Origin of the sequence: Marinomonas pollencensis (assembly GCF_003387375.1) — a bacterium.
In the GTDB taxonomy this organism is placed as follows: Bacteria; Pseudomonadota; Gammaproteobacteria; order Pseudomonadales; family Marinomonadaceae; genus Marinomonas; species Marinomonas pollencensis.
On sequence record NZ_QUNG01000004.1, the window covers coordinates 108,172 to 132,649 of the forward strand.

The window sequence follows — 24,478 nt, forward strand, 5'->3', positions numbered from 1 at the left end:
TACCTCAGCCACAAATTTCAAAAAACTTGGTTAGCACATAACCCGCAAGAATTTCGCAAATAAAATGGCAGGTCGCGTTTTATCCATTAAAATGCTTATATTCTCGGTATAAAAGAGGCAAAAGCGGCCTGTAAAAACAAGTTCCTCATTGTTTACACCGCAGCCAAGTAGCTAACATTATTGATAAAACAGTATGATAAACATTCTATAACACGGCTTTATATCTTATTCTTGGCGGTGTTATTCTAGCCAATAGATTGAGACTCTCGACAATCGCATGAGTCTACCTACAACAGGATCTCTTTTATTCCACTATGAGAATTACCAAGAAATTCAAAATACGCCATAAACTGTTTGCCATTTTTGTACTTAGTAACATTCTAGTTATTGTTTCTATGTGGCAGGTTTTTCAATGGAGTTTTGACCGTGGCTTTGTGTCTTATGCTACAGAACGAGATCGTGACTTCTTAGAGCAAATGGCCAATAGAACGGCCAACCTCTATATCTATTACGATGATTGGTATTTCTTAATCCAAGAAAGCCAAATGGAAAAAGATTGGCATAAAGAGCGCTTAGAAAACCTAAGAGATCTCGTGCCGCCACCAAGCACTCCAAACTTGGATCTCATTTATCCTTCTCAATACTATCGCCAGCGTTTTTTGCTCTTTGATAAAGACCAAAAAAGCATCATCGGCGACGTACCGTTTGATAAGGCAGAAACGCATGCGGTGATCGTCAACAAAAAAGTCGTCGGTTATATTGGCTTGAGTTCAATGCGCGCCTTGGTACAAGACCAAACTTTGCGCTTTGTACGCCAACAGGGTGAAGCCTTTTTATTAATATCTGCCTTTATGCTCGCCATTGCCGCACTACTCACATGGCCGTTAGCACAATGGTTAAGCCGCCCTCTTTGCACCGTTCGCGAAGCAACACGCAAACTTGCAAAAGGACACTTTGATACGCGCATTAAAATCCATGGCTCAGATGAGCTGGCCGATTTGGGTAACGATTTTAACCACCTTGCGATTACCCTTGAAAATACCCGTGAATCTAGAAAGCGCTGGGTGGCAGATACCGCTCATGAATTGCGTACGCCGGTTGCCATTTTACGTGGTGAAATAGAGGCCATGCAGGACGGCATCATTAAGGTAACACCAGAAAGCCTCTCTTCTTTGCAACAAGAGACAATACATATTACGCGTCTAATTGATGACTTAAACCAGTTATCCATGCATGATGTAGGCAACTTGAACTATGAAATGGAAGACGCGGATTTAAATGAAATCCTAGAACAAACCGTCCAATCCATGACATTACGCTATAAAGAAGCCGGTCTTGATGTGGAGCTTGATATTATCAAGAAAGCCCCGATCATAATTAACGGCGATACAGACAGATTGCACCAGCTTTTTGCTAACTTAATGAATAACTCATTAAAATACACAAATGCACCCGGAAAACTTAGTATAGTATTATCAAGAGAAGACGATACTGCCGTTGTGTTATTTGAAGACACTCCACCAGGAGTTAATGAGGAAGAGAAGAATCGAATTTTCGAACAGTTCTATCGTGTCGAGAACTCACGCAACAGAGCGACAGGTGGCCGCGGCCTAGGCCTAGCAATCTGCACCAATATTGTCGATGGCCATCAGGGTAACATTAGCGCCTATCACTCGCCACAGGGTGGTTTAGGAATAAGAATAGAATTCCCTTTAAATTAATATGGAACAAAAAGCATTATGAGCAAAATACTAATTGTTGAAGACGAACCAAAATTAGCTGAGTTAGTCGGCGCTTACCTAGACCAAGCGGGTTATGAAAACCACCATATTGATCGTGGCGATCAAGCAGTAGACTATGTGAAAAACAATCACGTAGATCTTATCCTTTTAGACCTTATGTTACCTGGGTTAGACGGCATCGAAATTTGCAAGCAAGTGCGTCAATTTAGTGGCATTCCAATTATTATGGTAACGGCCAAAGCAGAAGAAATTGACCGTCTTATTGGTCTAGAAATGGGTGCAGATGATTACGTATGTAAGCCATTTAGCCCTCGCGAAATTGTTGCTCGCGTGAAAGCAAATCTACGCCGTGTTGAACTGGATCAAACCGAATCTCCACGTACGGATGGCTTTGACCTAGACGTTGACCGTCTACGCGCTACTTATAAAGGTGAACTTATCGACCTAACAACCGTTGAGTTCCAATTACTACAATTGCTTATCAAAGAGCCGGGCCGTGTGTTTGGCCGCGACCTTATTATGAAAAGCATTTATGCAGACAGCCGCGTCGTCAGTGATCGCACAATTGACAGCCACATTAAAAAGCTGCGTAAGAAAATCTCAGCCGTTGCTCCTGAACTGAATGTCATTCATTCTGTTTACGGTGCAGGTTACCGATTCGAAAACAACGATTAATAGATAATCTAAATCCATTTAATCATAAGGAATGACGTTGGATAGCTTTTTAGAGGTACTTGGTTTTTCTTTTTCTATCACCATGCCTATATTTTTAATATTGGTGTTAGGAATTCTTCTCTACCAAGTAAAACTGATCAATGACAACTTCATTGATGTAGCCTCTAAACTGGTGTTTAACGTCACCCTTCCTGCCCTACTTTTTATCAGCATTTCGAAGACCAAGCTCAGCAGCAATACAGATTTCTCCCTCGTTATTTATGCCATGCTTGCGGTGGTTGCCACCTATCTACTGTTAGAAGTAATAATGATCAAACTCATCCCGCACAAAGGGGATCGCGGCGTGGTCATTCAGGGCGCTTTTCGCTCCAACATGGGTATTATCGGCTTGGCCTATTGTGTTAATGCCTACGGTGATGAAGTGTTTTCTGTTGCCTCTATTTACCTTGGCGGAGTAACCATGCTGTACAACATCCTTTCTGTGATTTGCTTAAATCGCTCAATGGATGCCAAAAAAAGTATTGCTCAAACCCTTAAAGGGCTCGCAAAGAACCCACTGATCCTGGCCATTATTGCCGCCTTGATCTTTTCTTCTACCGGGCTCACTTTGCCTTCTACCCTGCATAAAGCAGGCGATTATTTTGCACAAATGACTTTGCCGCTGGCACTACTTTGCGCTGGGGCTTCGTTAAGCTTTAAGGCAATGCAAAAAGACATAACAACCGCAGTGCTTTCATCCTCTGCGAAACTGATTTTCATACCTTTTATTATCACCTTCGGCGGCTACCTTCTAGGCTATCGAGGCATGGAACTGGGTGTCTTATTTTTGATGTCGTCCGCCCCTTCCGCTTCAGCCAGCTACATTATGGTAAGAGCAATGGGCGGCAACGCCACACTTGCGGCTAACATCATTGTTATCACCACCATCGCATCACTGCTTAGCACCAGTATTGGGGTAACCATATTACGCAGTTTAAACCTAATGTAAGAAAGCGATTCGCCCGATTTCAGTGGGCACAATAAAAAACAAACTTTTTAATGATAATCACTTGCATTTAAGCAAAAAACCCTCTTTAATGATAACCATTATCAGGACAGAGGTACGACATGCTGCATATTAATTTACATGATGCCTATGATGCGCAAGGTGATATTTCATCGCATTTCGCAGCGTCAATAAATGGCCACAAACGTCACATCAGCTTGCTTCCTAATTTGCAGATTATTGACCAGCACCTCTCTTGTCATAGTGAGACTCGCCTTACTGAACAAGCACAACAGGGCTTTTATTTCTCACTTATTGGTAGCCAACCAATTGATAGCATTGAGCAGGTTGAAAGCATACAAGTCAGCTACCAAACCCAAGACATTGTTGGTGACTTTGTGATGGCATCTGGCGAGCAAAGATCCTTGTTTCAAATCCATGTGGGCACAGAGCAATTAGCCGTGCTATTCAACGAAACAGAAGAACAAGTGAGCCATTACTTTAGCAACTTATTCACTAGCCTTAGCCAAGGCAGCCAGACCATTAGCTTGCCAGTAACAGAAAAAAACCGTGCTATTTGTCAATTAATGCTGACTTATCAAACACAAACACTCAGCTTAATTGGCCATGTTTACTCTTGTATTTGTACCTTTGTAGAACAGCTTAAAATGCTCAATCATTTAGCCCGCTGTGAAGGCTGTCAACAAAAAGTATTTCAAGCACAAAATTTATTAGAAACGCCAGATCATGCGGGGCTAAAAACAGATATACTAGCCCACCGCGTGGGCTTAAATAGCGAAGCATTGACTCTGGGCTTTCAACACCTAGTTGGCCAATCCATTGCCGACTACGGAATGCGCAGCCGCATGCAATACGCGGCCGCAATGCTTCGCCAAAACCCTCATTCAAAATCGTCCGTTGTGGCTAAAAGCGGCTTCACTGAATCTCAATTTGAAGCAATCTTTATTCAACACTTTGGCGTTAGCAGCCATCAATACGGACAAATTCACTAGTAATAGGAATATTGAAATACCATGGACCAACCGTCAATTGCCTTAATATATGGCACAGATACCAACAACACCGAAGAAGTCGGCACTAAAATCGTTAGTCAGTGGAAAGACTTAGGTGTTGAAGTAGAAATGCATAACATCAAAGACATTGAAGTCAGCCAACTTGAAGACTACGAGATGTTAATTCTCGGCATACCAACATGGGACTTTGGTGGCATACAAGAAGACTGGGAAGAACTAGGAGATGCGTTAAGCGAACTATCTCTAGCGGATAAAACCATTGCTTTATACGGCCTAGGTGACCAGTTCGGTTACGGTGATTACTTTGTCGATGCCATGGGCTGGCTCTACGAGAAATTAGCCCCGACACAAGCCACATTTATTGGTGAATGGCCAACCGAAGGCTATGAATTTGAAGCGTCTAGAGCCTGCATAAAAGACAAAGAACATTTTGTCGGCTTGGCAATTGACGAAGATCAACAATTTGAACTCACTGACCAGCGCGTTGAGCAGTGGGTAATCCAACTTTACGCAGAAAGAGCGGTAGAAGCCGCATAAATATCACCTGACTGGCACATTAGATAAAGGGTCACGACTCAAAATTTGGACGACTGCACATTCGCTGCCCCGAATGACCAAATTTCACCTTATCTAATGGATATTTATGATGCTCGCTCAAACAGCGTGAAGCACGTGACCACTCCTCCTTTCTCTCCTGCTTGGGGGTGGTCACGCATTTCTTTTTTGCCAACCGATTCGTTATGATGTCCATTCCACTTTTTAAATAGAACATCATGAACCTGCAATTGTCCGACATTATTTTTTTATTACTTATCGCGAGCCTTTTCTATGGTTGGTGGCGCAATAGCACCATACGCGAACGTGCTGTTATTAGCGCTAAGCAACACTGCCAAGAGCTCAACCTTCAACTTCTAGATGACAGCGTTGCTGGTAATGGCTGGAAACCTTATTGGGAAAACCACCAACCCTGCATCAAACGCAGTTATCAATTTGAATTCACCTCAACAGGCCGTATGCGTTATCAAGGAAGAATTACTTTTACCGGCAACCGTATTAGTAATATTTGGTTAAGCCCTCACGACATTTAATCTAAAAAAATTAATCACCTACTTCCTAGTTACACAACCTGACTAAAATAGGGTCAATTATTGGCCTCATTTAATTGCAAAATAAGACAAACTAGAAATAGAATGTAAGGAGGATCAGGCTTTGTTTTGAATCTATCTCTACAAAGCAGTGTTTCAGCTTTAAGGAAAGTGCGAATAACTCGTCTCAGCCTCAAGCTTTAACAGGAATCGTCAATTAAGTCGTGATGCTAAAGGAATCTGTTACAGCAGCGCAACACAGAGTGGCGTTTTCTTTAAAAGCTCTGAAGGACATGGTCTAAAAGTTTGCAATCTTTGTTAAGCATCTCGTCAATAGAACTAGCATTCAGATGAGATGCATGCACGAATAGCAAGTTTTTATCCAGATGTTGAGGCCAAAGAGTGTGTTCGCACGCCTTTAACCAATGACTGGCTGCTGACCGGCTCTATCATTGGCCCATAAAATATAATAAGAAATATAGGTATCATTTATGTTGTCAAACCTAAGTTTTCGCTCCAAGCTTATAGCCTTATTGTCTGCCGCGATTATTGGTTTTGTTATTGTTACCGTAGTGGCTTTACAAGGATTGAATACCCAGACTTCTGCATCGGAAAGGTTCGAAGTATTAACACGGGTAGACAAAGACTTGGCAACCTTAGTTATTACCCTGATGGAAGAGTATGAAACGCTTTCCACCATCAATGACAAATCTTACCAGCCTTTTTTGAAAAAACTCGAAACTGAATCCAGTGAATCCATGAAAACCCTGGATAATAATCTGCAATTGGTTTCTTCCCCAGAAGCCAAAAAACGCTTAAATGAAGTGAAAAACTCCGTCGCTGATTACACAAAAACCTTAGAACAGCTGGTTCACCAAAGACAAATTGTTGGCTTTAATGGCTCTACTGGCCTTAAAGGACATATTTCAGAGCTGGGCGTACAAGTGACCGACACTGTGTCTTTCCTAAGCTTGGTCAAACAAGAATTTTTACCGGTTCGTGAAGCAGAAAAGAATTTTATCTTTGAGCCAACCAGCGCCAACAAAAACGCCTTCATGGAAAAGTACGAAAAATTCCATAAACGCATTGTCGACTTTGGTCTACAAGAACGCTTTGGTGAAGTGATCGATCAATATTTTGCTGCGCTACAAAACTACGATCAAGCCAATGACAAATTGGTCACTTTGCAAAATCAGTTCCAAGCAAATAAAAAGGCCTTTCATGATGCACGTTTAGCGGCGGCAAATTTCATGCAAAGCGCCGTACAGGATGCGCGTTTACAAGCGTCAGCAAGTTCGCAGAATGCCAGCGCCGGGCTAATTATTGTTAGTATTATTGTCGCCATTGTTGCCGCTTTAATGATGCTGGGCATCGGACGTAGCGTTAATAAAACACTCAATCAAATTATCCGAGATTTGGGCAAAGTAAAAAGCGGCGATCTTACCGCTCGCCTATTTGTAAACAACAAACGTAACGACGAGTTTGATTCCCTTTGCAGCTCGGTTAATGAAATGACGGATGGACTTGGATCCGTTATTGGTGATGTGGTGAGCACCACTCAGGACGTGTCGGGCATGGTTACTGAGCTCAATCAGTCAGTGAAAAACATCGCCGACAGCAACCGCTCGGTCAGCGAACAAACCAATTCATTAGCCGCTGCTACTGAAGAGATTTCCACCACCATTTCGAGTATTTCAAGCACCACAGACGAACTAAGCAACCAGTCTCAAAACACCTATGAGTCCGCTAAAGTTGGGGCCGAAACCATCAAGGGCGCACTGTCTAATCTCGCCAGTACCATCAGCGTGGTGAATCAAACTGGCATCCAGTTGAACGAATTAGGCCAACTCTCCAAAGACATTGATAATGTGATAGGCATGATCAATGATCTGGCTAGCCAGACAAATCTATTGGCACTGAATGCTGCGATTGAAGCTGCTCGTGCTGGTGAAGCGGGTCGCGGCTTTTCTGTGGTCGCGGATGAGGTTCGCTCCTTGGCAGAAAGGACGGTGGATGCTACTGCCAAGATCACCGATATCGTAAGCACCATTCAAACCTCTACTCAAACCGCCATTGAAACCATGCAAAGCGGCCAAGAAAGTCTCCATGCAATTGAAAGTTTCAGTGAGAAAGCCGAGCTGGCTATCCAAGAAATCGAGCAGAATGCTCAAACTAGCTCAGCCTCTTCCATTGATATGGCTCGCTCTATTCAAGAAGTAGCGAAAACGGCCGTGCACATGAGTGAAGAGATGGACCATATCGCACAACAATTGCAACGAGACAACAGCCACATCAACAGCATCGAAGGCAATACCCGCCATATTCATGATCAGGTAGCAAACCTAGACGGTAAGACCCGTGTTTTCACCACTAAATAGCGGCATCAACACCGTTCCTAACTGAACCGAGCTAAAAAAAAGGCTTAGTGAAAATATCACTAAGCCTTTTTTCTTTGCCTTATCTGGCGGCATTAAAAATGTTCACCCCTATCGACTTATCAAGACGTCGATTAAGGTTAAGGGCAGCCGTTATAGGACTGCAAACTCTTTTTCCCAACGCTTCGCTTCTTTCTTAGATGGTCCACCTAATACATTCACGGCAGCTCGCATGCGAGCACGTGAAAGATCTGGACCGAGAATCGCCATCGAATCAAACACAGACACAGACGCGCTAGAACCAGAGATGGCAACAAATAGAGGCGCGAAGAAATCTTTCGGCTTAATTTCCATCGCTTGGGCAAGTGATTTCAATGTATTAAAGATCTCATCTTTTTCCCAGGTACGTAAAGCTTCTAGTTTCCATAAGGAAAACTGCATGGCTTTACGTAGGGTTTCTTCTTCCATTTTAACGCTAGCAAAATCTTCTTTGGTAATCGGCAACATGCCTTTTAAGAAGAAGCCTGCGACATCTGCTACGTCTGAGAAAGTCTCTACACGAGGCATAATTAATGGAATGATTTGCATCAAATACTCAGGGTTTAACGCCCATTCAACGTATTTTTGAGCAAAAGTTTCAGGATTCAAGTTTTCACGAATCCACATACCGTTCAACCAGCTCAGTTTTTCAACGTCAAAAACGGGGCCACCCAAAGACACACGCTGGATATCGAATTGCTCGATCATTTCATCCAATGAGAATTTTTCACGCTCATCAGGCATAGACCAACCCATACGACCAAGATAGTTAATGACAGACTCTGCCATGTAACCCATACGTTGGTAGTACAAGATACTGGTTGGGTTTTTGCGTTTTGATAATTTTGACTTATCTGGGTTACGCAGCAATGGCATATGACACAATGTCGGCATGTCCCAACCAAAGTATTGGTAAAGCAAAATGTGCTTAGGCGCAGAGTTGATCCACTCTTCACCACGAATAACATGGGTGATCTTCATTAGATGATCGTCCACTACGTTCGCAAGGTGGTAAGTTGGCATGCCGTCAGCTTTCAACAAGACTTGCATGTCGACTTGAGACCAATCAATTTCAATAGTGCCGCGCAGCATATCTTGAACAACACAGGTGCCTTCTTCAGGGATTTTCATCCGAATAACGTAGGGCACACCGGCGTCTAGTTTTGCTTGTACCTCTTCTGCACTCAATGCCAAGGCACGACCGTCGTATTTTTGCGGTAAGCCTTGTTCTTTTTGCTCGATACGCATTTGATCAAGTTCTTCTGGCGTTTCAAAAGCGTAAAAGGCATGGCCTTTTTCTACCAGTTCAAGAGCATATTGAGCGTAAATATCACCGCGTTCACTTTGACGGTAAGGGCCGTATTCACCACCCACATCAGGACCTTCTGCCCAGTCTAATCCCAACCAACGCAACGCATCTAGAATCATTTTTTCGGATTCTGGAGTACTGCGAGTTTGGTCAGTATCTTCTATCCGTAAAATAAATTTACCACCCATTTTACGAGCAAACGCCATATTAAACAGAGCAATGTAAGCGGTGCCAACATGTGGGTCGCCAGTTGGAGATGGTGCAATACGAGTTCTTACCTCTGACATATCAATCTCATTTATCCAGTTCGTGAAATGCGGCTATTATAATCTGCTTGGTGCCATGGGGTAAGTGCGCTTTTACATCTTTTCCAACCTCATGTTTGGTCACAACCAAACAAACCCACAAAGTTTGCTCTTTTATGGCGCCTAACGCTGTCTTTATTGGTGCATTTCTTAATCGGCACGCCCAACATCAGCCCAAAAACCGGCTATCACTGCTCTGGCCTATTTATTGCTGGTTAGAAAACAGCTCAACCGTGACGGTATTGGATACCCTATAAGGATTGCAATTATGCTATTGAAGCCTGGCACCTTGCTGATGACAGCATTGCCCTATTTTGGCCGCCAAACCTTGCTCATCGTACTGGCCTGCGGCACCCTCTTACTCTGTTTTACACCAACTATTCCAACGATGTTTGTTGCTTTGTCAGTATTATTGCTGCTCTATTTTTCCCTATCGGTCAGCCAAATAACCAAAAACAGATTACAAAAGCTAGTACAGGCTCTTGAAACAAAAGATCAGCCAAGCGTCATACCCCTTATTCACTCTGACGCTGAATTTAACCGCTTAGCTCACTGTATTAATCCTTTACTGCGCACCTTAGAGCGACACCAACAGCTGCTAATCAGCTGTTCGCAAGAAAACCGTTACACAGCCACGGAACTGCAAAACTCGTCCACCCATGTGGCACAAGGCGCAGAGGAAGAATACTTAGCCATTGATGCCCTCGCAGCCACCAGCCAAGAGATGAATGACAAGATCTCTACTATTGCAGAGCGCATTGCTCAAACATCGCAACTGGCCGCCAACACCAAATCTCAATCTGAACAAGGTCAGGACGCACAAACTCAATTAAAAGAGCGACTTACTTTGATGCAAGACAAGGTGGACAGCAATCAATCACAAATGGCGTCCTTAAGCGAAACCGCCAGTAACATCCAACGCTTTGTAGAAACAATTGAAAACATCACCTCACAAATCAACCTACTGTCATTGAATGCTGCCATTGAATCTGCCCGGGCAGGGGAAGCGGGTAGAGGCTTTGCGGTGGTGGCTAACGAGGTACGCACACTCGCCGCCAATACGGAACTTGCCACCCAAGACATTGCGGCGCTAGTGGGTTCCATTGCAAAACAAGTGAATGCTTGTAAACGAACCAGTGATGAATTAATCGCCTACGCCAACAGCGCCAATAGCAGCGCAAAAGAAACAGATAACGCACTGCAACTGATTTACCAAGCCGCCCAAGAAACACAAGATGACATTAGTGTCTCAACGCAATTAATCTCAGAATTTCGCCTCTCGAACGCCGCCATGAGCGAACGTTTGCAAAGCATTACTTTAATCAGTAAACGCCACAGTAAAGCCAGCCAAGACACCAAAGACATGGTCAAATATTTAGAATGGCTGTCCTCACGACTTGAGCAGAAGGAACCCGCACAATGACCTCGATCCTCTTGTTTATCGGCTTATGCGTCAGCATAATTGGCCTCGCCATAGCACGCCATCATTATTCAAAGAAAAGCGCTAAACGGCGTTCCTACCAAGGTTTAGAAGGCAGCAAACAACTCATCGAGTTAATCAAACTCACCCAGCAGCATCGCGGTATGCATTCTGGATTTTTAAATGGGCAAAGCGAATTTTCAAGTAAGCTAGACTCATTAAAAGCTGACATTAGTCATCGCTACAACACCCTACTCAGGCTCGAACAGACACTTAACTACCCAAAACAATTAAGCTGCCAATTACAATACATTCAATGGCAAAAGCTTATCCGACATTCAGCGCTCAACAGCGCCCAAAGCTTTCAAACTCACTCACGCCTGATTGCCAGATTGCTCGATAGCCTTTGGGATATGTCCGATGAATTTGCGCTAACATCAAGCCAGGATGACACGGTACGAGCCTTAGCACAGCAATACATTAAAACCCTGCCGAATATGGCCGAAGCGTTAGGGCAAATTCGTGCCCTGTCTGTGCAAGTAGCGGCCAAGCATAGCTTAAGCTCCGATAAGAAACTGCAGCTGCTATTTACCTTAGGAAAAGTCGATGCTCACATTGACCATCTCGACCAGAGCCACAGCGTGCAAGAGAAGCAAAAAATAAGAGATTTTGTTGCGCAGATTCGCAAAAAAACAGACAACCAAGAATTGCTTAATAGTCAACCGGATGACTTATTTAAAGACGCCACTTTAATTATAGATGGCGTCTTTGCACTTATTTTCACGGGGGTAGACAGATTGCAGAAAAGAATCCACTTGTCCTAAGCACTCAGGCTTAGAATGGTTCATCAGAGCCTGCGAAAATGCTCGTTTAGACTGGCTGGTAAGCCAGTTGGGAAAGGCGCACGCCGATTTCAACATCGACTTTTAACGATACCAATTGGCGTGACAATAAACACTGCTCGTAATTGCCAGCCAACATGCCTTGAATTCGCTCACTGAAGGTATCGCTGTGCTGGTAAATACTTTCTATTGTGGAATGGGTTTCCATCATGCTTAAAGCCGTCTTTGGTCCTATGCCTTTCACTCCTGGAATGCGGTTAGTGGTATCCCCCACCAGCGCCCAATAGTCCGTCAATTGGGTCGCTTGCACTCCGTATTTAGCAGGTATCCAAACCTTGTCATAGCCAAGTTTGGCAAAATAATCGTATTGCAGGATATTTTCATTATCCAGCAATTGGGTGAAGCCTTTATCGGTGGACACTATATAGGATTTCACCCCTTGATTTGCTGCTTTAACCGCCAAGGTGGCAATTAAGTCATCCGCTTCCCAGCCGGCTAACCGTAAACAAGGAATACGATTGTAGCGAAACACCTTGGCGAAATCCGGTAAGGCGTCCAGTAGGGCATCGTCCATCGGCACTCGGCCTAGCTTATATTCTGGGAAAATCTTATGGCGCCAGGTTTGCCCACTGGCATCAAACACCACCACAATATGCGAAGGAATAATTTGTTTGATTAATTTCATCAAGGCATCAATGGAAACACTCTGGGTACGCTCTATCCGCCGCGTTATATCTTGCTCTGATTCCAAGGCCGCATAGAGTCGTCGTATCAGATTTAGTCCATCAATAATTAATAATCGCTTTTCCACTCTCATCCCTATGTTTACAGGCTGTGATATTAATGCCATATTTTTCCGTTAGATTAACACGACACAAGATGCAGCACGACACAAGGACAACAAATCCTCTCACACTAAGAAGGTTTTTATGAAAAGTATGACGCCCTACCTCTGCCTCTCTTTGCTCTTAGGTAGCATTCATGCCGCAGCCCAAACCACATCGGTGCGCGCCGTAATCAATACCCATAGTAGCCAAATTGTAGAAAACATCACCGCCAACCAAGCACCAAGCTTAACGGTTACAAAAGGCAGCTTATTGCCTCTTACGGCGAACTTTTCTCCTATTACTCAGACCCGTGCCGTCGATTATCGAGATTGGTCACATCATATCGGTCAAACGGTCACCGTTGACAGTAAAATGAGAGCACTTTCTTATACTGGGAAACTGCTTAGCCAAGAGGCTCGAACCGGCACCTTCTCGTTGCAAGTCAATAACAGTGTCATGGTGCTACCAAGCAATGATTTTTATTTACAGGCATCCAGCACACCTCAGCAAGATAACCACCCCAGCGCTCAATACCCCAGTATTGTCAGCTATCAATCAACAGACCTTTCTTGGAGTCCGAAACGCACTCTTATTTTTGCTGATGGTGTGGTTTCATTAATCAATTCAGCACAAATCCACAATAGCGCCACCCAGGCCATACAAGTTAAGAAAAGTCTGTTGCATTATTCCCCTAATCTCCCTTTGCAGGCAAAAGCACTGGCTAACACCGTCAGAATGAGTGAAAGTAACCAAGCAGACTATCAGGATAACGAAGTCACCTACCCACTTCACAGCGTCCATCTAGCCGCCGGCACAGACACCCTCATCAAGCTTATCCGGCTGCAATCCGCCATTGAGAAGAGTGAACATAGGGCAAATATCTACACCTCCCTTACTAGCGCAGGTCAGATTCCGCTAACCTTTTCTAACATCCTTACCTTCCGCCTCAGTGCCGATGCCTTTCCTGGCCAATATCAGACATTCTGGCAACGTGATGGCTTGCTTATTCCAAGCAACCATACTCAGATCAACATTGCCCGAGCAAACCATCCCATTGAAGTGACTAGCAATAAAAGCCTAGACATCAGTGGCCAGCTAACACTTATTAATAAGACGTCGCAAAAATTACCCACCACACAAACATGGGAATTAACCGTTCATAATCACTCTAACAAGATAAAAACTTATCGTGTTATGCAATCTATGCGCGGAATAATAAGTCAGCTTGAGGGAAAAGGCGTAAAACAAATAAACGCTAGCAGCGCTCAAATAGAGGGAGAAATCCAGCCTCAATCAAGCCAAACCATACGCTATCAAGTTAGCTTAAAGGAATAAAACTTCATCTAAAATCACGAAAATTCATAAATAAAAACAACACTATGCATGGAATTTCCACAATACACGTCTTTTTAAGTTTTTTGATTATGATATGGTCAATAGTAATAATAGATATACCCTATACCCTACTGCCATAAGAGTTGTGCCTAGGGTAATATCACTATATTTCATACTAAGAGCCCACTAGAACCCATGAAAAAGCATATTATCTCATCCTTTATAGCCGCCATGACCATAAGCAGCACAACTGCCCATGCAGAGAGCTTATATGACGTATATAAATTAGCACTGCAAACGGATCCTGGTTTACGGGCTGCGGCGGCGACTTATAAAGCCCAAGGCGAACAAGTAACAGTAACTAAAGGCAGTCTTTACCCAAGCATATCTTTAAGTGGTAACTTAGGCTATGCAAAGGACGACAACCCAACGACTGATTACAGCACAAAAACCGGTGCAGTTTCTTTAGACTTAGATTACCCAATCTACTCACCGGCGTTAGATTACGGCGTAGACTCTGTTGAGCTGTCGTACAAAAGCGCTGGTGTGACTTATGAAAACACGAAAGAAGATCTTTCGCTGACAGCGCTCACAGATTACTTCAATCTATTGATGGCCCAATCAACACTGAACACCACACTAGCACAAGTAAAAAGTAATAAAAGTGAGTTGGATCAAGTTCAAAAGCAATATGACGTTGGCTTGGTGTCTATCACCGACTTACAAGATGCCCAAGCAGAATATGACGCGGTTAAGGTAACCGAACTCACCGACCGTTCAAATGTTGCTTATGCACAAAAAGTACTACTGCAATTAACCGGTCGCGTCATCACAGACATTCCTGAATTAGACAAAGACTACCCTATTGAAATTGACCCAAATATGTCTGTGGACTCTCTCATCCAGAAAGCCATTAAAAACAACAAAGAATTGAATGTTCTTGATATTGCGGTACAAAGCGCCGATAACAACATCAAGTTACAAAAGGCGAGTGGCCGTACTCCAGTGGTCTCTATCACTGGCTCCTTGTCTCGTTCAAACTACGATTACAGTGAAGACGTTTCATCCGGTAATGGCAATTACGATAATGGCACCATCGGCTTGGCGCTTAGCATGCCACTATACAGCGGTGGTGCGATCAATGCCGCCATCAGACAAGCGTCTGCTGAAGCCGAATCCAGCCGCGAATCTCGCGATGACTCTTTAGAGACCATTGAGCTAAACATCCGCAGTTTAGTGCTAAACCTGCAAACCTCAGTAGCGCAAGTCAAAGCACAAAAAGTACTGATCAAATCTCGTCGCAGCGCATTGGAAGCCAGCAAAGCCGGCTACGAAGTAGGCACACGTAACCTGGTTGAGTTGCTAGACGCGCAATCGAATTTATTTGATGCCATTGATGCCCTTCAACAATATCGTTACAACTTTGTTTTGCAGCAACTGCAACTGCTTGAAGTAACAGGCGAGCTGACAGAAGACAAAATTCGTGAATTGGATAAATGGTTGGTTAGCAGTAACGCATAAAACTGCCTGCTAGGTTACAACCCAATACACACAAAAATGCCGGAAATCAGTTTCCGGCATTTTTTTAGCTTGGCTTTTAATAAGCTTAAAAACTTAACGCGTTATTAGTTTGTCGCGTTTAGTAAACCGCGCCAATACTTTATACAGACCGTGAGCATCATGGCTGCCCGCTAATTCGCGAATGGAGTGCATACCAAAAGTAGGCAAACCAATATCAATCGTTGGCACACCAATTTCACCCGCGGTAATTGGTCCAATCGTACTACCACACCCCATATCACTGCGCACAACAAAACTCTGCACAGTGTAATTCTCTTCGCTTGCAATATCTCGATAGACACTGGCCGTTTCACTGTTAGTGGCATAACGCTGATTAGCATTGATTTTAATAACCGCGCCCTGGTTAATGGTCGGGGCATGGTTAGCATCATGCATACTGGCGTAATTAGGATGCAAAGCATGGGCATTGTCTGCAGACACCAACATAGAGCGCTGCATTGCCTGAACATACTGCTCTGGGTTCGGTGATAGACGTCTTAGCACATCGTCCAAGAAAGGCCCATTGGCACCACAGGCAGACAAGCTGCCAATTTCTTCATGGTCCGTGCAAATCAGCAAACTGGGGCGCTGCATATCAGAGTCTAACAAGGCTTGCATGCCAACAAAGCAACTTAACAAATTATCCAGTCGAGCGGAGCAAATGTACTCTTGGTGCAATCCGACTAACGCTGGTGGCTGGGTATCGTAAAGACTTAATTCAAAATCCAGCACCTTCGCAACCTGTACCTCTGGATGCTGCTTCTCAACTTGTGTTTTCAATAACACTTGCAGATCAAACTCATTTTCAGCCCCACACAAGATAGGTAAAATTTCTTGTTGTGGGTTTACAGAAAAGCTTTCGTTGGCTTTTCTGTTTAAATGAATCGCCAAATTAGGTACCACTGCAATAGGGTCTTTAAAGTCCACTAGACGACTGTTGATGTCACCGTCTTGGTTTTTATAGCTAACACGACCTGCAATAGAAAGATCGCGATCCAGCCAAGTATGCAATAACACACCACCATAGACTTCAACGCCTAATTGATGATGGCCATGACGTTTCACATGCGCATTTGGCTTAAGTTTCAAGCAAGGACTATCAGTGTGGGCGCCAATCATGCGCCAGCCGCTATGGTGAAAATCCAACTGCGGAGCGGTAAAGGCAATCAATGACGACTCATTACGGGTCACAAAATACTTGCCACCTTCGTCAATCACCCAGCTTTCTTCTTCTAAGAGCTCAATAAAGCCAGCGTCGGTTAACGCTTGGCGCATGCTGTTTGTGGCATGGAATGGTGTTGGTGATTCTTGCAAAAACGATAACAATGATTGATTAAAGTTAGAATATTCCATAATTTCCTGACAGGACAATACCTTAAAAAAGTGACTTTTTAGCAGTTAGACTGGCCTTACTGCTCTGTGTCTAATATGATTTTACTCAACAACGTAAATACAGACCAAGAGAACCCATACCGGATGAATTATAAACACCTTTTGTTTTGCCTTTTCACGGGTCTAACCTTTGCTTCGACGCAAGCCGCTGCCTACACAGAACTCCAGCCGCCCCATGAATACGACACAGTTTCTAAAGAACTGGTGAGTATGCTAGAAAGCGAACATTATGACAAACCTACAATCGATGACCGCATTTCAGAAGAAGCTTTCAACTATTATTTAGATTCTTTAGATCCATCCAAGAGTTTTTTATTGCAAAGCGACGTTGATAAACTAACAAAATACAAAGACAGTTTTGATGACGCCTTACGTAATGGCGACACACAAGTGGCTTACACCATCTACAACCTTTATGCGAAACGCATCGAAGATCGCCTGAACCAAGTAGAAAAGGACATTCCCAAAATAGTCAAAGGCTTTGACTACACCAAGCAAGAGTCACTCAATAATGACCCTGATAAACTAAAATGGGCCACCACAGAAAGTGAGCTAAACGAATACTGGCGCAAACGACTAAAGAACCGTGCTCTGATATTAAAAATGAACGGTGACTCTGAAGAGAAAATCATCGACACTCTCGAACGCCGATACAAAAACCAGCTTCGTCAAGTGGATCAAACCAACGCGGTTGATGTTTACCAGATATTCGCCAATGCGATCACAGCAACGCTAGACCCTCACACATCTTATTTTGCACCACGCGCATCAGAAACCTTTAACATCAACATGAGCCTGTCCTTAGAAGGCATTGGTGCGGTTCTACAAGCAGACGATGACTACACCAAAATTGTTCGCCTCGTGCCCGGCGGCCCGGCGGCCACACAAACGGATTTAGCACCAAACGACAAAATTATTGCCGTTGGCCAAGAAGGTAAGCCCATGGTCGATATTGTTGGCATGCGTCTTGACGATGTGGTGGAAATGATTCGTGGGGAGCGCGACACCAAGGTCAATTTGGAAATCATTCCAAGCAAGGGCGATGGACAAACCAGCAAAAAAATCACCATTGTCCGCAAAAAAGTAAAACTAGAAGACCAGTCTGCCAAAAAAGACATTATTCACATTAAGCGTAATGGTGAAGATTACAAAGTTGGTCTTATTCACCTACCTACTTTTTATTCTGATTTTGCCGCCATTCAACGTGGCGACAAAAATTACAAAAGCTCCACCCGTGATACCAAAAAGCTCATCGAAGAGCTACGCAAAGAAAATGTTGTCGCCCTCATTCTAGACCTAAGAAACAACGGTGGCGGCTCATTGCAAGAAGCCAATTCATTAGCCGGCTTATTTATCCCTTCTGGCCCTGTGGTACAGATTCGCGACCAAAAAGGCCGTGTTACGCCACTTGGCGACAGCGATGGCGACATCACTTACAGCGGTCCTTTAGCGGTACTAACCAACCGCATGAGCGCATCGGCTTCCGAAATTGTCGCAGGAGCACTACAAGACTATGGTCGTGCATTGATTCTTGGTGGCCAAACCTTTGGTAAAGGCACGGTGCAAGTACTACAAGACATGGACAAAGGCCAGCTTAAAGTCACCCAAGCGAAGTTTTATCGCGTTTCAGGGGAAAGCACCCAGCACAAAGGCGTGATCCCTGACATGGCCTTCCCTTCTTTGATTGACGATAAATTGGTCGGCGAAAGTGCGCTAGATAACCCGCTACCATGGGACAAAATCCATGAAACACGCTATCCGGTTTACTGGAACATGGACGCCTACGTTCCTTTGCTGGAGCCTCGCCATGAAGCGCGCATTAAAAAGGACCCCAACTTTATTGCGGTGGTGGATCAAATCAACGATTACAAAGCGCAGGCAGAGAAATATAAAACCATTTCTTTGAATGAAAAAGCCCGCGAAGCACAAACCGAAGCGAACAAAAAACGCGAACTGGAACGAGAAAATACGCGCCGTAAAGCCCTTGGTCTTGAGCTGGTTAAATCCGTTGAGGATATCAAGCCTTCTGATAAAGCCGACGACGATGCCTACGCTCATGAAGCCGCTGAAATTCTATTGGATTTTATTGCCATCAACCAAAAAGCAGAAGAGGCCGCTAAGCACCAACAAGCGAGCCACAACTGAACCTCTGTGACTAAGGTACGTCAAAAGGCAGTGTGTTTTCACACTGCCTTTTTCTTTATTGACGCAATCTCATCGCTTTGGCCTTGGACTGGCGGTAAATTTCCCACATAATAGCGCGCTGAAATCCATAACGAGAAAGTGACTAGGATAATCGCCTATCCAGTGTCTCGGTTTATTTTACTTTTTGATTGTATGTACGGAATACCATGGCAAAATCGTCCGCCGATAGAAACACTATCGACTTATTTGGCTCCTCTCGAGGCCGTCCTCGAAGCCAACCCTTAAATCGAAAAGACCAACTAAAAGTAAACAAACGCCTCCAGCGTGAAAAAGAGAAGGCCCTTGGGCTAAAACGCTTAGAACTCTTGGTCGATGAAGAAACCATCGCTAAGCTTGACCAGCTCTGTGAGCTCAATGATGTAAAGCGCTCTGAATGGCTTACAATGCAAATTGCCTTGTCTTTTTCAAAGTCAAAAACAGGCAAACTAAAAAAGCCGACCCGCTAGACAGTTAACCTACTGGTGTCACTGGTACGTTTTTTAACTGAAAAAATCAACACAACGACTCGACTGACAGACTTACTATGGCCAAACTGTACTTTTATTATTCTGCTATGAACGCAGGAAAATCCACCATACTGCTGCAATCTGCCCACAACTATAAAGAACGTGGCATGGACGTGATGTTGCTAACGGCAGCCATTGATGATCGTTACAAAAGCGGCCAAATTGCATCACGAATTGGTATCAGCGCAGAGGCTCAAGTATTTACCCGAGAGTCAGACCTATGGACACAGATTACCACCCAACACCAGGCAACCAAGCTAAGCTGTATCTTAATTGATGAAGCTCAGTTTCTAACCAAAGAACAGGTCTATGCCTTATCTGATGTGGTTGATTCGCTTAACATTCCTGTCTTAGCATTTGGGATTCGAACTGATTTCCAAGGGGAATTATTTGAAGGCAGCAATGCCCTACTGGCTTGGTCTGATAAACTCATCGAATTAAAAACGGTTTGTCATTGTGGCAGCAAGGCCATTATGGTGATTCGTCTTGATGAGCAAGGCAACCCAGTAAAAGAAGGCGCCCAAGTAGAAATTGGTGGCAACGACCGCTATTTGTCCGTTTGTCGAAAACATTTTAAAGAAGCCGTGAGACGATAATTATGTGGTTTAAGAATGCCCAGATTTTCCAATTAAAAGACACAAAGTCACTCGATACGAATGAACTCATTAACAAAATCCCTGAGTTCCCACTAACAGAATGTGGCTCTCAAGAAGAGTTCTCTTTTGGCTGGTTACCTCTTATTCGTAACAGCGAACAGTGGAGCCTGGCGAGCGATCAGTGCCTTTTATTTCGCGCGGGAAAAGAAGAAAAAGTGTTACCTGCGGCCGTTGTTCGTGAGGAACTCGAAGCTAAGGTTGCCGAAATCGAGTTAATGGAAGGCCGTAAGGTGGGTCGCAAAGAAAAAACCGACATGAAAGATGAATTGGTTTTCAGCTTACGACCAAAGGCTTTTTCAAAACGCACTGACATCTGGGCATATATTGATTTAAAAGCTAAAATTTTAGTTATCAACAGCACAAATGCGAGCATGACTGAACTGCTGTTTAAACATTTGCAAACGACCTTGGGCAGCTTTCCTATGTCCCCATTGCAAGCACAAGTCTCCCCTGCCTCATTAATGACTGACTGGCTCACTAAAAATGAAGTGCCAGCCAGCCTAGAAACCGGCGATGAGTGCGAAATTCAAGATGGTTCAGAAGACAAAGCAACCATCCGTTTTAAAGCGCTAGAACCTCTTTCTGAAGACGTAACCCGTCATTTAGCACAAGGCATGGCAGTAAAATCTGTCGCGCTACGTTGGACTGATAAACTGACCTTTGTTTTGCATGAAGACCTAACATTGCGCAAAATCAAATTTGATGACGCACTTAAAGAAGCAGCCTTTAATGACTCACAAGGTGGTGGCTTATCAGATATGGACGCCAACTTTGCCTTGATGTCATTAACACTTCGTGAATTCTATGCTTCTTACTGTCTTTGGTTCGAGATTACAGAAGCATAAAACATGCCTAATTTTTAACCAACTCCCAACGTTGTCCACAGATATCGTGGATAACACTGGGGAGAACATTCGGGAAGCCAGACAGCAAGGCTGCTTCCTAAAAAAGCAAGCCATAGCAAGCATAAATGAGTGTTATTAAACTCACTGTTAAATCCATACGAATGAGCGCTTCATGACAAAACTGCAACAAGAACAAGCGATTGCTAAACGAGTCACTTTAGTTGGGGCCATTTGGGATGCCATCTTAGGGGTCGCCAAAATTGTCGCTGGTTATTTCTCTCAATCCCAAGCATTAATGGCCGATGGCATACACTCGCTGTCAGATTTAATCACAGACGTATTTGTCTATTTCGCCTCATCCAATGCACGCCAAGGGCCCGATGAAAAGCATCCCTATGGCCATCTGCGTTTTGAGACAGTGACAACCGTCTTTTTAGGCATGGTATTGATCATCGTTGCCGCTGGCATTGCTTATGAATCGATAGACAACCAAAAACTAGCGCAATTCACCTGGTATGGTATGGCGGCTTTATTGGCCACCATCGGTGTGAAAGAAGCCATTTTTCACTACACCAAGAAAGCAGGCGAAGCAATCAGCAGCCAACTACTGGTTGCCAATGCTTGGCATAGCCGCAGTGATGCCCTGTCTTCTGTTGCTGTACTAATTGGCCTCATCGGCGTGTATTTCGGTTATCCCTGGGCTGATATGCTGGCCTCTATTGTAGTGGCGCTATTAATCGGCAAAATGGCACTAAGCATGATTTGGGAAAGCCTTAGCGAATTGGTCGACAGTGCCCCAGACCCAAAACTGATAGCGCAAATAAAAGAAACCGCCGACAGCCTGAAGAATGTGATGGCACCCCATGATGTTCGCGCTCGCTCGATGGCAGGTAAAATTTACCTTGATATGCATATTTATGTGCCAAATCATGCCAGCGTTAGTGAAGGGCATTTTCTAGGGGAACTGGTGTCTTACACTATCCGCAAGGCACACCCACAGGTGGTCGACGTATTAGTGCACATTGATCCTGAAGATGACATTGATGAAGAGTTGCCTATCGAAGGGGAAAAGCCTGAGTACTTAAAACGCCCTGCAAGGCATCAAGTATTAGCGGATTTGAACTTTTTATTACGTCGCCATAGCGCCTACCTGAAGGTACATCAGACTCGTCTACACTACCTCGCTCACAGCCTAGACATCGAACTGATCGCAGATTCAAGTAAATTACCAGCAGAGGCAGACCTGCAAAAGGTAACGCAAGCTATCTATTTGGACATGCAAGCGGCACCTTATGCAAACCAAGTAGAGGTACTTTGGTCAGTGGCTAAACGAGACCCACTTTAAACCTCTTCTGACTCATCACTTAGAGCGTCATTAAGGCGCTCTGGTGGGAGCGCTTTGGTAGTTTTTGCCCCCATCGACTTCAGTTTTTCCGCCCTCGCTAATAAATTACCCCGCCCAAGGCTTAGCTTTTTCAGCGCCGCATCATGGCTACGCCCTACGGCATCTAACTTATTACCAATATCATCCATATCCTGTACAAAAGCGGCAAATTTGTCGTACATAGCCCCCGCTTGGCGCGCAATTTCGATGGCATTTTGACTCTGTTTTTCATTTCGCCAAATATTTTGAATAGTGCGTAAGGTCGCTAACAAGTTTGATGGCCCAACAATAATAATATTGTGCTCGAAGGCCTCACTGAAAAGACCGTTATCGGCTTGTAATGCAAGACCAAAAGCCGCTTCGATGGGAATAAAGAGCAATACAAAATCCAACGACGTAATACCGGGTAAATCATGGTAGGACTTAGCACTGAGTTCTTTCATATGACGACGCACAGCGTCTAAATGCTGCTTCAAGGCACGGTTTCGTGCCTCTTCACTCTCTGCTTCCATATAGGCAAGGTAGCTCACTAACACCATTTTGGAGTCCACTACAATCTGCTTGCCCTCGGGTAAATGAATAACCACATCAGGCTGCAGGCGCCGTCCTTCTTCGGTTTGCACAGACACTTGCACATCGTATTCACGGCCTTTTTCTAATCCAGATTTTTCCAGAAGGCGCTCCAGAATAACCTCACCCCAGCCACCTTGGAGCTTATTTTGCCCTTTTAGAGCAGAGGTCAAACTCATCGCATCATCGCTGATTTTCTGATTTAACTGCTGCAAGCTTTTGATTTCTCGCACCAAAGAAAAACGCTCTCGCGCTTCTTCTTGATAACTTTTATCAACACTTTCTTGAAACTTCTGGATCTGGCTGCCTAGCGGAGTGAGCAAACTGCCTAGCTGACGTTCGTTTTCTTTTGCTAAATGCTGCCCCTGCTGACTCATAATTTCATGGGCCATTTGCTTAAATTCGGTTTCATTTTGCTTTTTTTGCTCACGATAAAACGCTTCTTTCTCTTGCCAAACGCTCTGCGCAGCGGCAAATTGTTGCTCTAGGGTAATGGATTCTTTTTCCAGATAATGAATCTGCTCCTTAGACTGCTCAACAAGGCGCATTAACTCCTCATTTTGTTGCTGCATTTTTTGCTGTGTATGGTGCCACTGACGACGCATAGCCTGTACAATAAGACTGGCAAGGCCAGACAGTAGAATCGCGCCCACACAAAAGCCCGATAACGCCCAAACTGATTGTGAAAGCCAATCTGTCATATGAATTAAAACCCGCTATTTTTTATAGTGAAATCAATCACTCTTGAATTCAATTGATAAGTTTACATGGATTACTACTTAAGCCCAACACACACGCAACGCTTTGATCTTGAAATCAAAAATAGTCAGTTCATTACCACAGTGAGCCGCACTCAAGGTCGCGCGGCCGCCAAAGCCTTTATCGACCAAATACGCGCCCAGTACCCAGACGCGAATCATCATTGCTGGGCCTTTGTCGCGGGCGCTCCCAACAACGTGCATTTATGGGATCAAAGTGACGATGGAGAACCCAAAGGCACCGCCGGAAAACCCATGTTAAATGTATTACAACATTCGGATTTTGGTGAAACTACGGTCGTGGTGACACGCTATTTCGGTGGTATCAAACTGGGGGCTGGCGGCTTAGTTAGAGCCTACAGCCAAGCAGTACAAGAGGCATTAAGCCAAACCGAAAGTGAAAATGTGTATCCGCGCGTCCCTGTTCAGCTAAAAATCACCTATTCTCTACTAGGTAAGATCGAATATTTTTTAGAACAAAGCGACATCGAAATACACAACAAAACCTACACTGACAGCATTGTCATTGACCTTGCTGTTATAGAACGCACTTGGCCCGAGCAGAAACAAGCACTGACTGACTTATGCCAAGGCAATTTAACGTTAATTGAACCGGACAACGAGTAACT

21 protein-coding genes are annotated in these 24,478 nt (G+C 44.2%); 17 read left to right on the top strand and 4 right to left on the bottom strand.

Annotated elements, in window-relative coordinates:
• Nucleotides 1–314: 314 nt before the first annotated feature.
• The 7 genes from DFP81_RS07325 to DFP81_RS07355 all read left to right on the top strand — a co-directional run bounded on the left by DFP81_RS07325 (nt 315) and on the right by DFP81_RS07355 (nt 7,899).
• Entirely contained in the window at nt 315–1,721 is a 1,407-nt protein-coding gene (locus DFP81_RS07325) for an ATP-binding protein (RefSeq protein ID WP_115897124.1), read from the top strand.
• Between the two features lie 18 nt (nt 1,722–1,739).
• Nucleotides 1,740–2,417 (top strand): response regulator, encoded by a 678-nt coding sequence (locus tag DFP81_RS07330; RefSeq protein ID WP_115897125.1) that lies wholly within the window; start codon nt 1,740–1,742, stop codon nt 2,415–2,417.
• A gap of 37 nt (nt 2,418–2,454) precedes the next feature.
• Entirely contained in the window at nt 2,455–3,405 is a 951-nt protein-coding gene (locus tag DFP81_RS07335) for an AEC family transporter (RefSeq protein WP_425453662.1), read from the top strand.
• A 119-nt stretch (nt 3,406–3,524) separates the two neighbouring features.
• Nucleotides 3,525–4,415, top strand: a complete 891-nt coding sequence (locus DFP81_RS07340; protein WP_115897127.1) for a helix-turn-helix transcriptional regulator — start codon at nt 3,525–3,527, stop codon at nt 4,413–4,415.
• A 21-nt stretch (nt 4,416–4,436) separates the two neighbouring features.
• Nucleotides 4,437–4,973 (top strand): flavodoxin, encoded by a 537-nt coding sequence (locus DFP81_RS07345; protein WP_115897128.1) that lies wholly within the window; start codon nt 4,437–4,439, stop codon nt 4,971–4,973.
• Nucleotides 4,974–5,209: 236 nt separating this feature from the next.
• A complete protein-coding gene (locus DFP81_RS07350; RefSeq protein WP_115897129.1) occupies nt 5,210–5,524 on the top strand; it encodes a DUF3301 domain-containing protein in 315 nt (104 codons plus the stop codon).
• 488 nt (nt 5,525–6,012) lie between these two features.
• Nucleotides 6,013–7,899, top strand: coding sequence for a methyl-accepting chemotaxis protein (locus DFP81_RS07355; protein ID WP_115897130.1), 1,887 nt, complete (start codon nt 6,013–6,015; stop codon nt 7,897–7,899).
• Between the two features lie 150 nt (nt 7,900–8,049).
• Here the strand turns inward: DFP81_RS07355 and gltX are convergent, their stop codons facing one another.
• Entirely contained in the window at nt 8,050–9,531 is a 1,482-nt protein-coding gene (gene gltX / locus DFP81_RS07360; RefSeq protein WP_115897131.1) for a glutamate--tRNA ligase, read from the bottom strand.
• A gap of 286 nt (nt 9,532–9,817) precedes the next feature.
• Between gltX and DFP81_RS07365 the strand changes: the two genes are divergently transcribed.
• Entirely contained in the window at nt 9,818–10,972 is a 1,155-nt protein-coding gene (locus DFP81_RS07365) for a methyl-accepting chemotaxis protein (RefSeq protein WP_115897132.1), read from the top strand.
• Nucleotides 10,969–11,793, top strand: a complete 825-nt coding sequence (locus tag DFP81_RS07370; RefSeq protein ID WP_115897133.1) for a nitrate- and nitrite sensing domain-containing protein — start codon at nt 10,969–10,971, stop codon at nt 11,791–11,793. The genes DFP81_RS07365 and DFP81_RS07370 overlap by 4 nt, the downstream gene beginning before the upstream one ends.
• Before the next feature lie 46 nt (nt 11,794–11,839).
• Here DFP81_RS07370 and xni read toward each other — a convergent pair whose 3' ends face one another.
• A complete protein-coding gene (gene xni / locus DFP81_RS07375) occupies nt 11,840–12,622 on the bottom strand; it encodes a flap endonuclease Xni (protein WP_115897134.1) in 783 nt (260 codons plus the stop codon).
• A 118-nt stretch (nt 12,623–12,740) separates the two neighbouring features.
• Between xni and DFP81_RS07380 the strand changes: the two genes are divergently transcribed.
• On the top strand, nt 12,741–13,973 hold the full coding sequence (locus tag DFP81_RS07380; protein WP_115897135.1) for a hypothetical protein: 1,233 nt from the start codon (nt 12,741–12,743) through the stop codon (nt 13,971–13,973).
• A gap of 195 nt (nt 13,974–14,168) precedes the next feature.
• Nucleotides 14,169–15,494, top strand: a complete 1,326-nt coding sequence (locus DFP81_RS07385; protein WP_115897136.1) for a TolC family outer membrane protein — start codon at nt 14,169–14,171, stop codon at nt 15,492–15,494.
• A 93-nt stretch (nt 15,495–15,587) separates the two neighbouring features.
• Here DFP81_RS07385 and DFP81_RS07390 read toward each other — a convergent pair whose 3' ends face one another.
• A complete protein-coding gene (locus DFP81_RS07390) occupies nt 15,588–16,886 on the bottom strand; it encodes a M18 family aminopeptidase (RefSeq protein WP_115897137.1) in 1,299 nt (432 codons plus the stop codon).
• A 75-nt stretch (nt 16,887–16,961) separates the two neighbouring features.
• On the opposite strand from DFP81_RS07390, the gene DFP81_RS07395 reads away from it, so the two are divergent.
• The 5 genes from DFP81_RS07395 (at nt 16,962) to DFP81_RS07415 (ending at nt 22,482) form a co-directional block, all read left to right on the top strand.
• Nucleotides 16,962–19,070 carry a carboxy terminal-processing peptidase gene (locus DFP81_RS07395; RefSeq protein ID WP_245959111.1) on the top strand — a complete coding sequence of 703 codons (2,109 nt, stop codon included), beginning with the start codon at nt 16,962–16,964 and terminating at the stop codon, nt 19,068–19,070.
• Between the two features lie 206 nt (nt 19,071–19,276).
• Nucleotides 19,277–19,576, top strand: coding sequence for a LexA regulated protein (ybfE, locus tag DFP81_RS07400; RefSeq protein WP_115897139.1), 300 nt, complete (start codon nt 19,277–19,279; stop codon nt 19,574–19,576).
• A gap of 77 nt (nt 19,577–19,653) precedes the next feature.
• Nucleotides 19,654–20,232 carry a thymidine kinase gene (locus DFP81_RS07405; protein ID WP_115897140.1) on the top strand — a complete coding sequence of 193 codons (579 nt, stop codon included), beginning with the start codon at nt 19,654–19,656 and terminating at the stop codon, nt 20,230–20,232.
• A 2-nt stretch (nt 20,233–20,234) separates the two neighbouring features.
• The gene (locus DFP81_RS07410) at nt 20,235–21,137 is read left to right on the top strand and encodes a recombination-associated protein RdgC (RefSeq protein ID WP_115897141.1); all 903 of its coding nucleotides are present in this window, start codon (nt 20,235–20,237) and stop codon (nt 21,135–21,137) included.
• A gap of 172 nt (nt 21,138–21,309) precedes the next feature.
• A complete protein-coding gene (locus DFP81_RS07415; protein WP_115897142.1) occupies nt 21,310–22,482 on the top strand; it encodes a cation diffusion facilitator family transporter in 1,173 nt (390 codons plus the stop codon).
• Here DFP81_RS07415 and DFP81_RS07420 read toward each other — a convergent pair.
• Nucleotides 22,479–23,792: a DNA recombination protein RmuC gene (locus tag DFP81_RS07420; RefSeq protein WP_115897143.1), complete on the bottom strand. Its 1,314-nt coding sequence runs from the start codon at nt 23,790–23,792 to the stop codon at nt 22,479–22,481. The two genes, DFP81_RS07415 and DFP81_RS07420, sit on opposite strands and share 4 nt — an antisense overlap.
• 66 nt (nt 23,793–23,858) lie before the next feature.
• Between DFP81_RS07420 and DFP81_RS07425 the strand changes: the two genes are divergently transcribed.
• The gene (locus tag DFP81_RS07425) at nt 23,859–24,476 is read left to right on the top strand and encodes a YigZ family protein (protein WP_115897144.1); all 618 of its coding nucleotides are present in this window, start codon (nt 23,859–23,861) and stop codon (nt 24,474–24,476) included.
• The last annotated feature ends 2 nt before the right edge of the window (nt 24,477–24,478 follow it).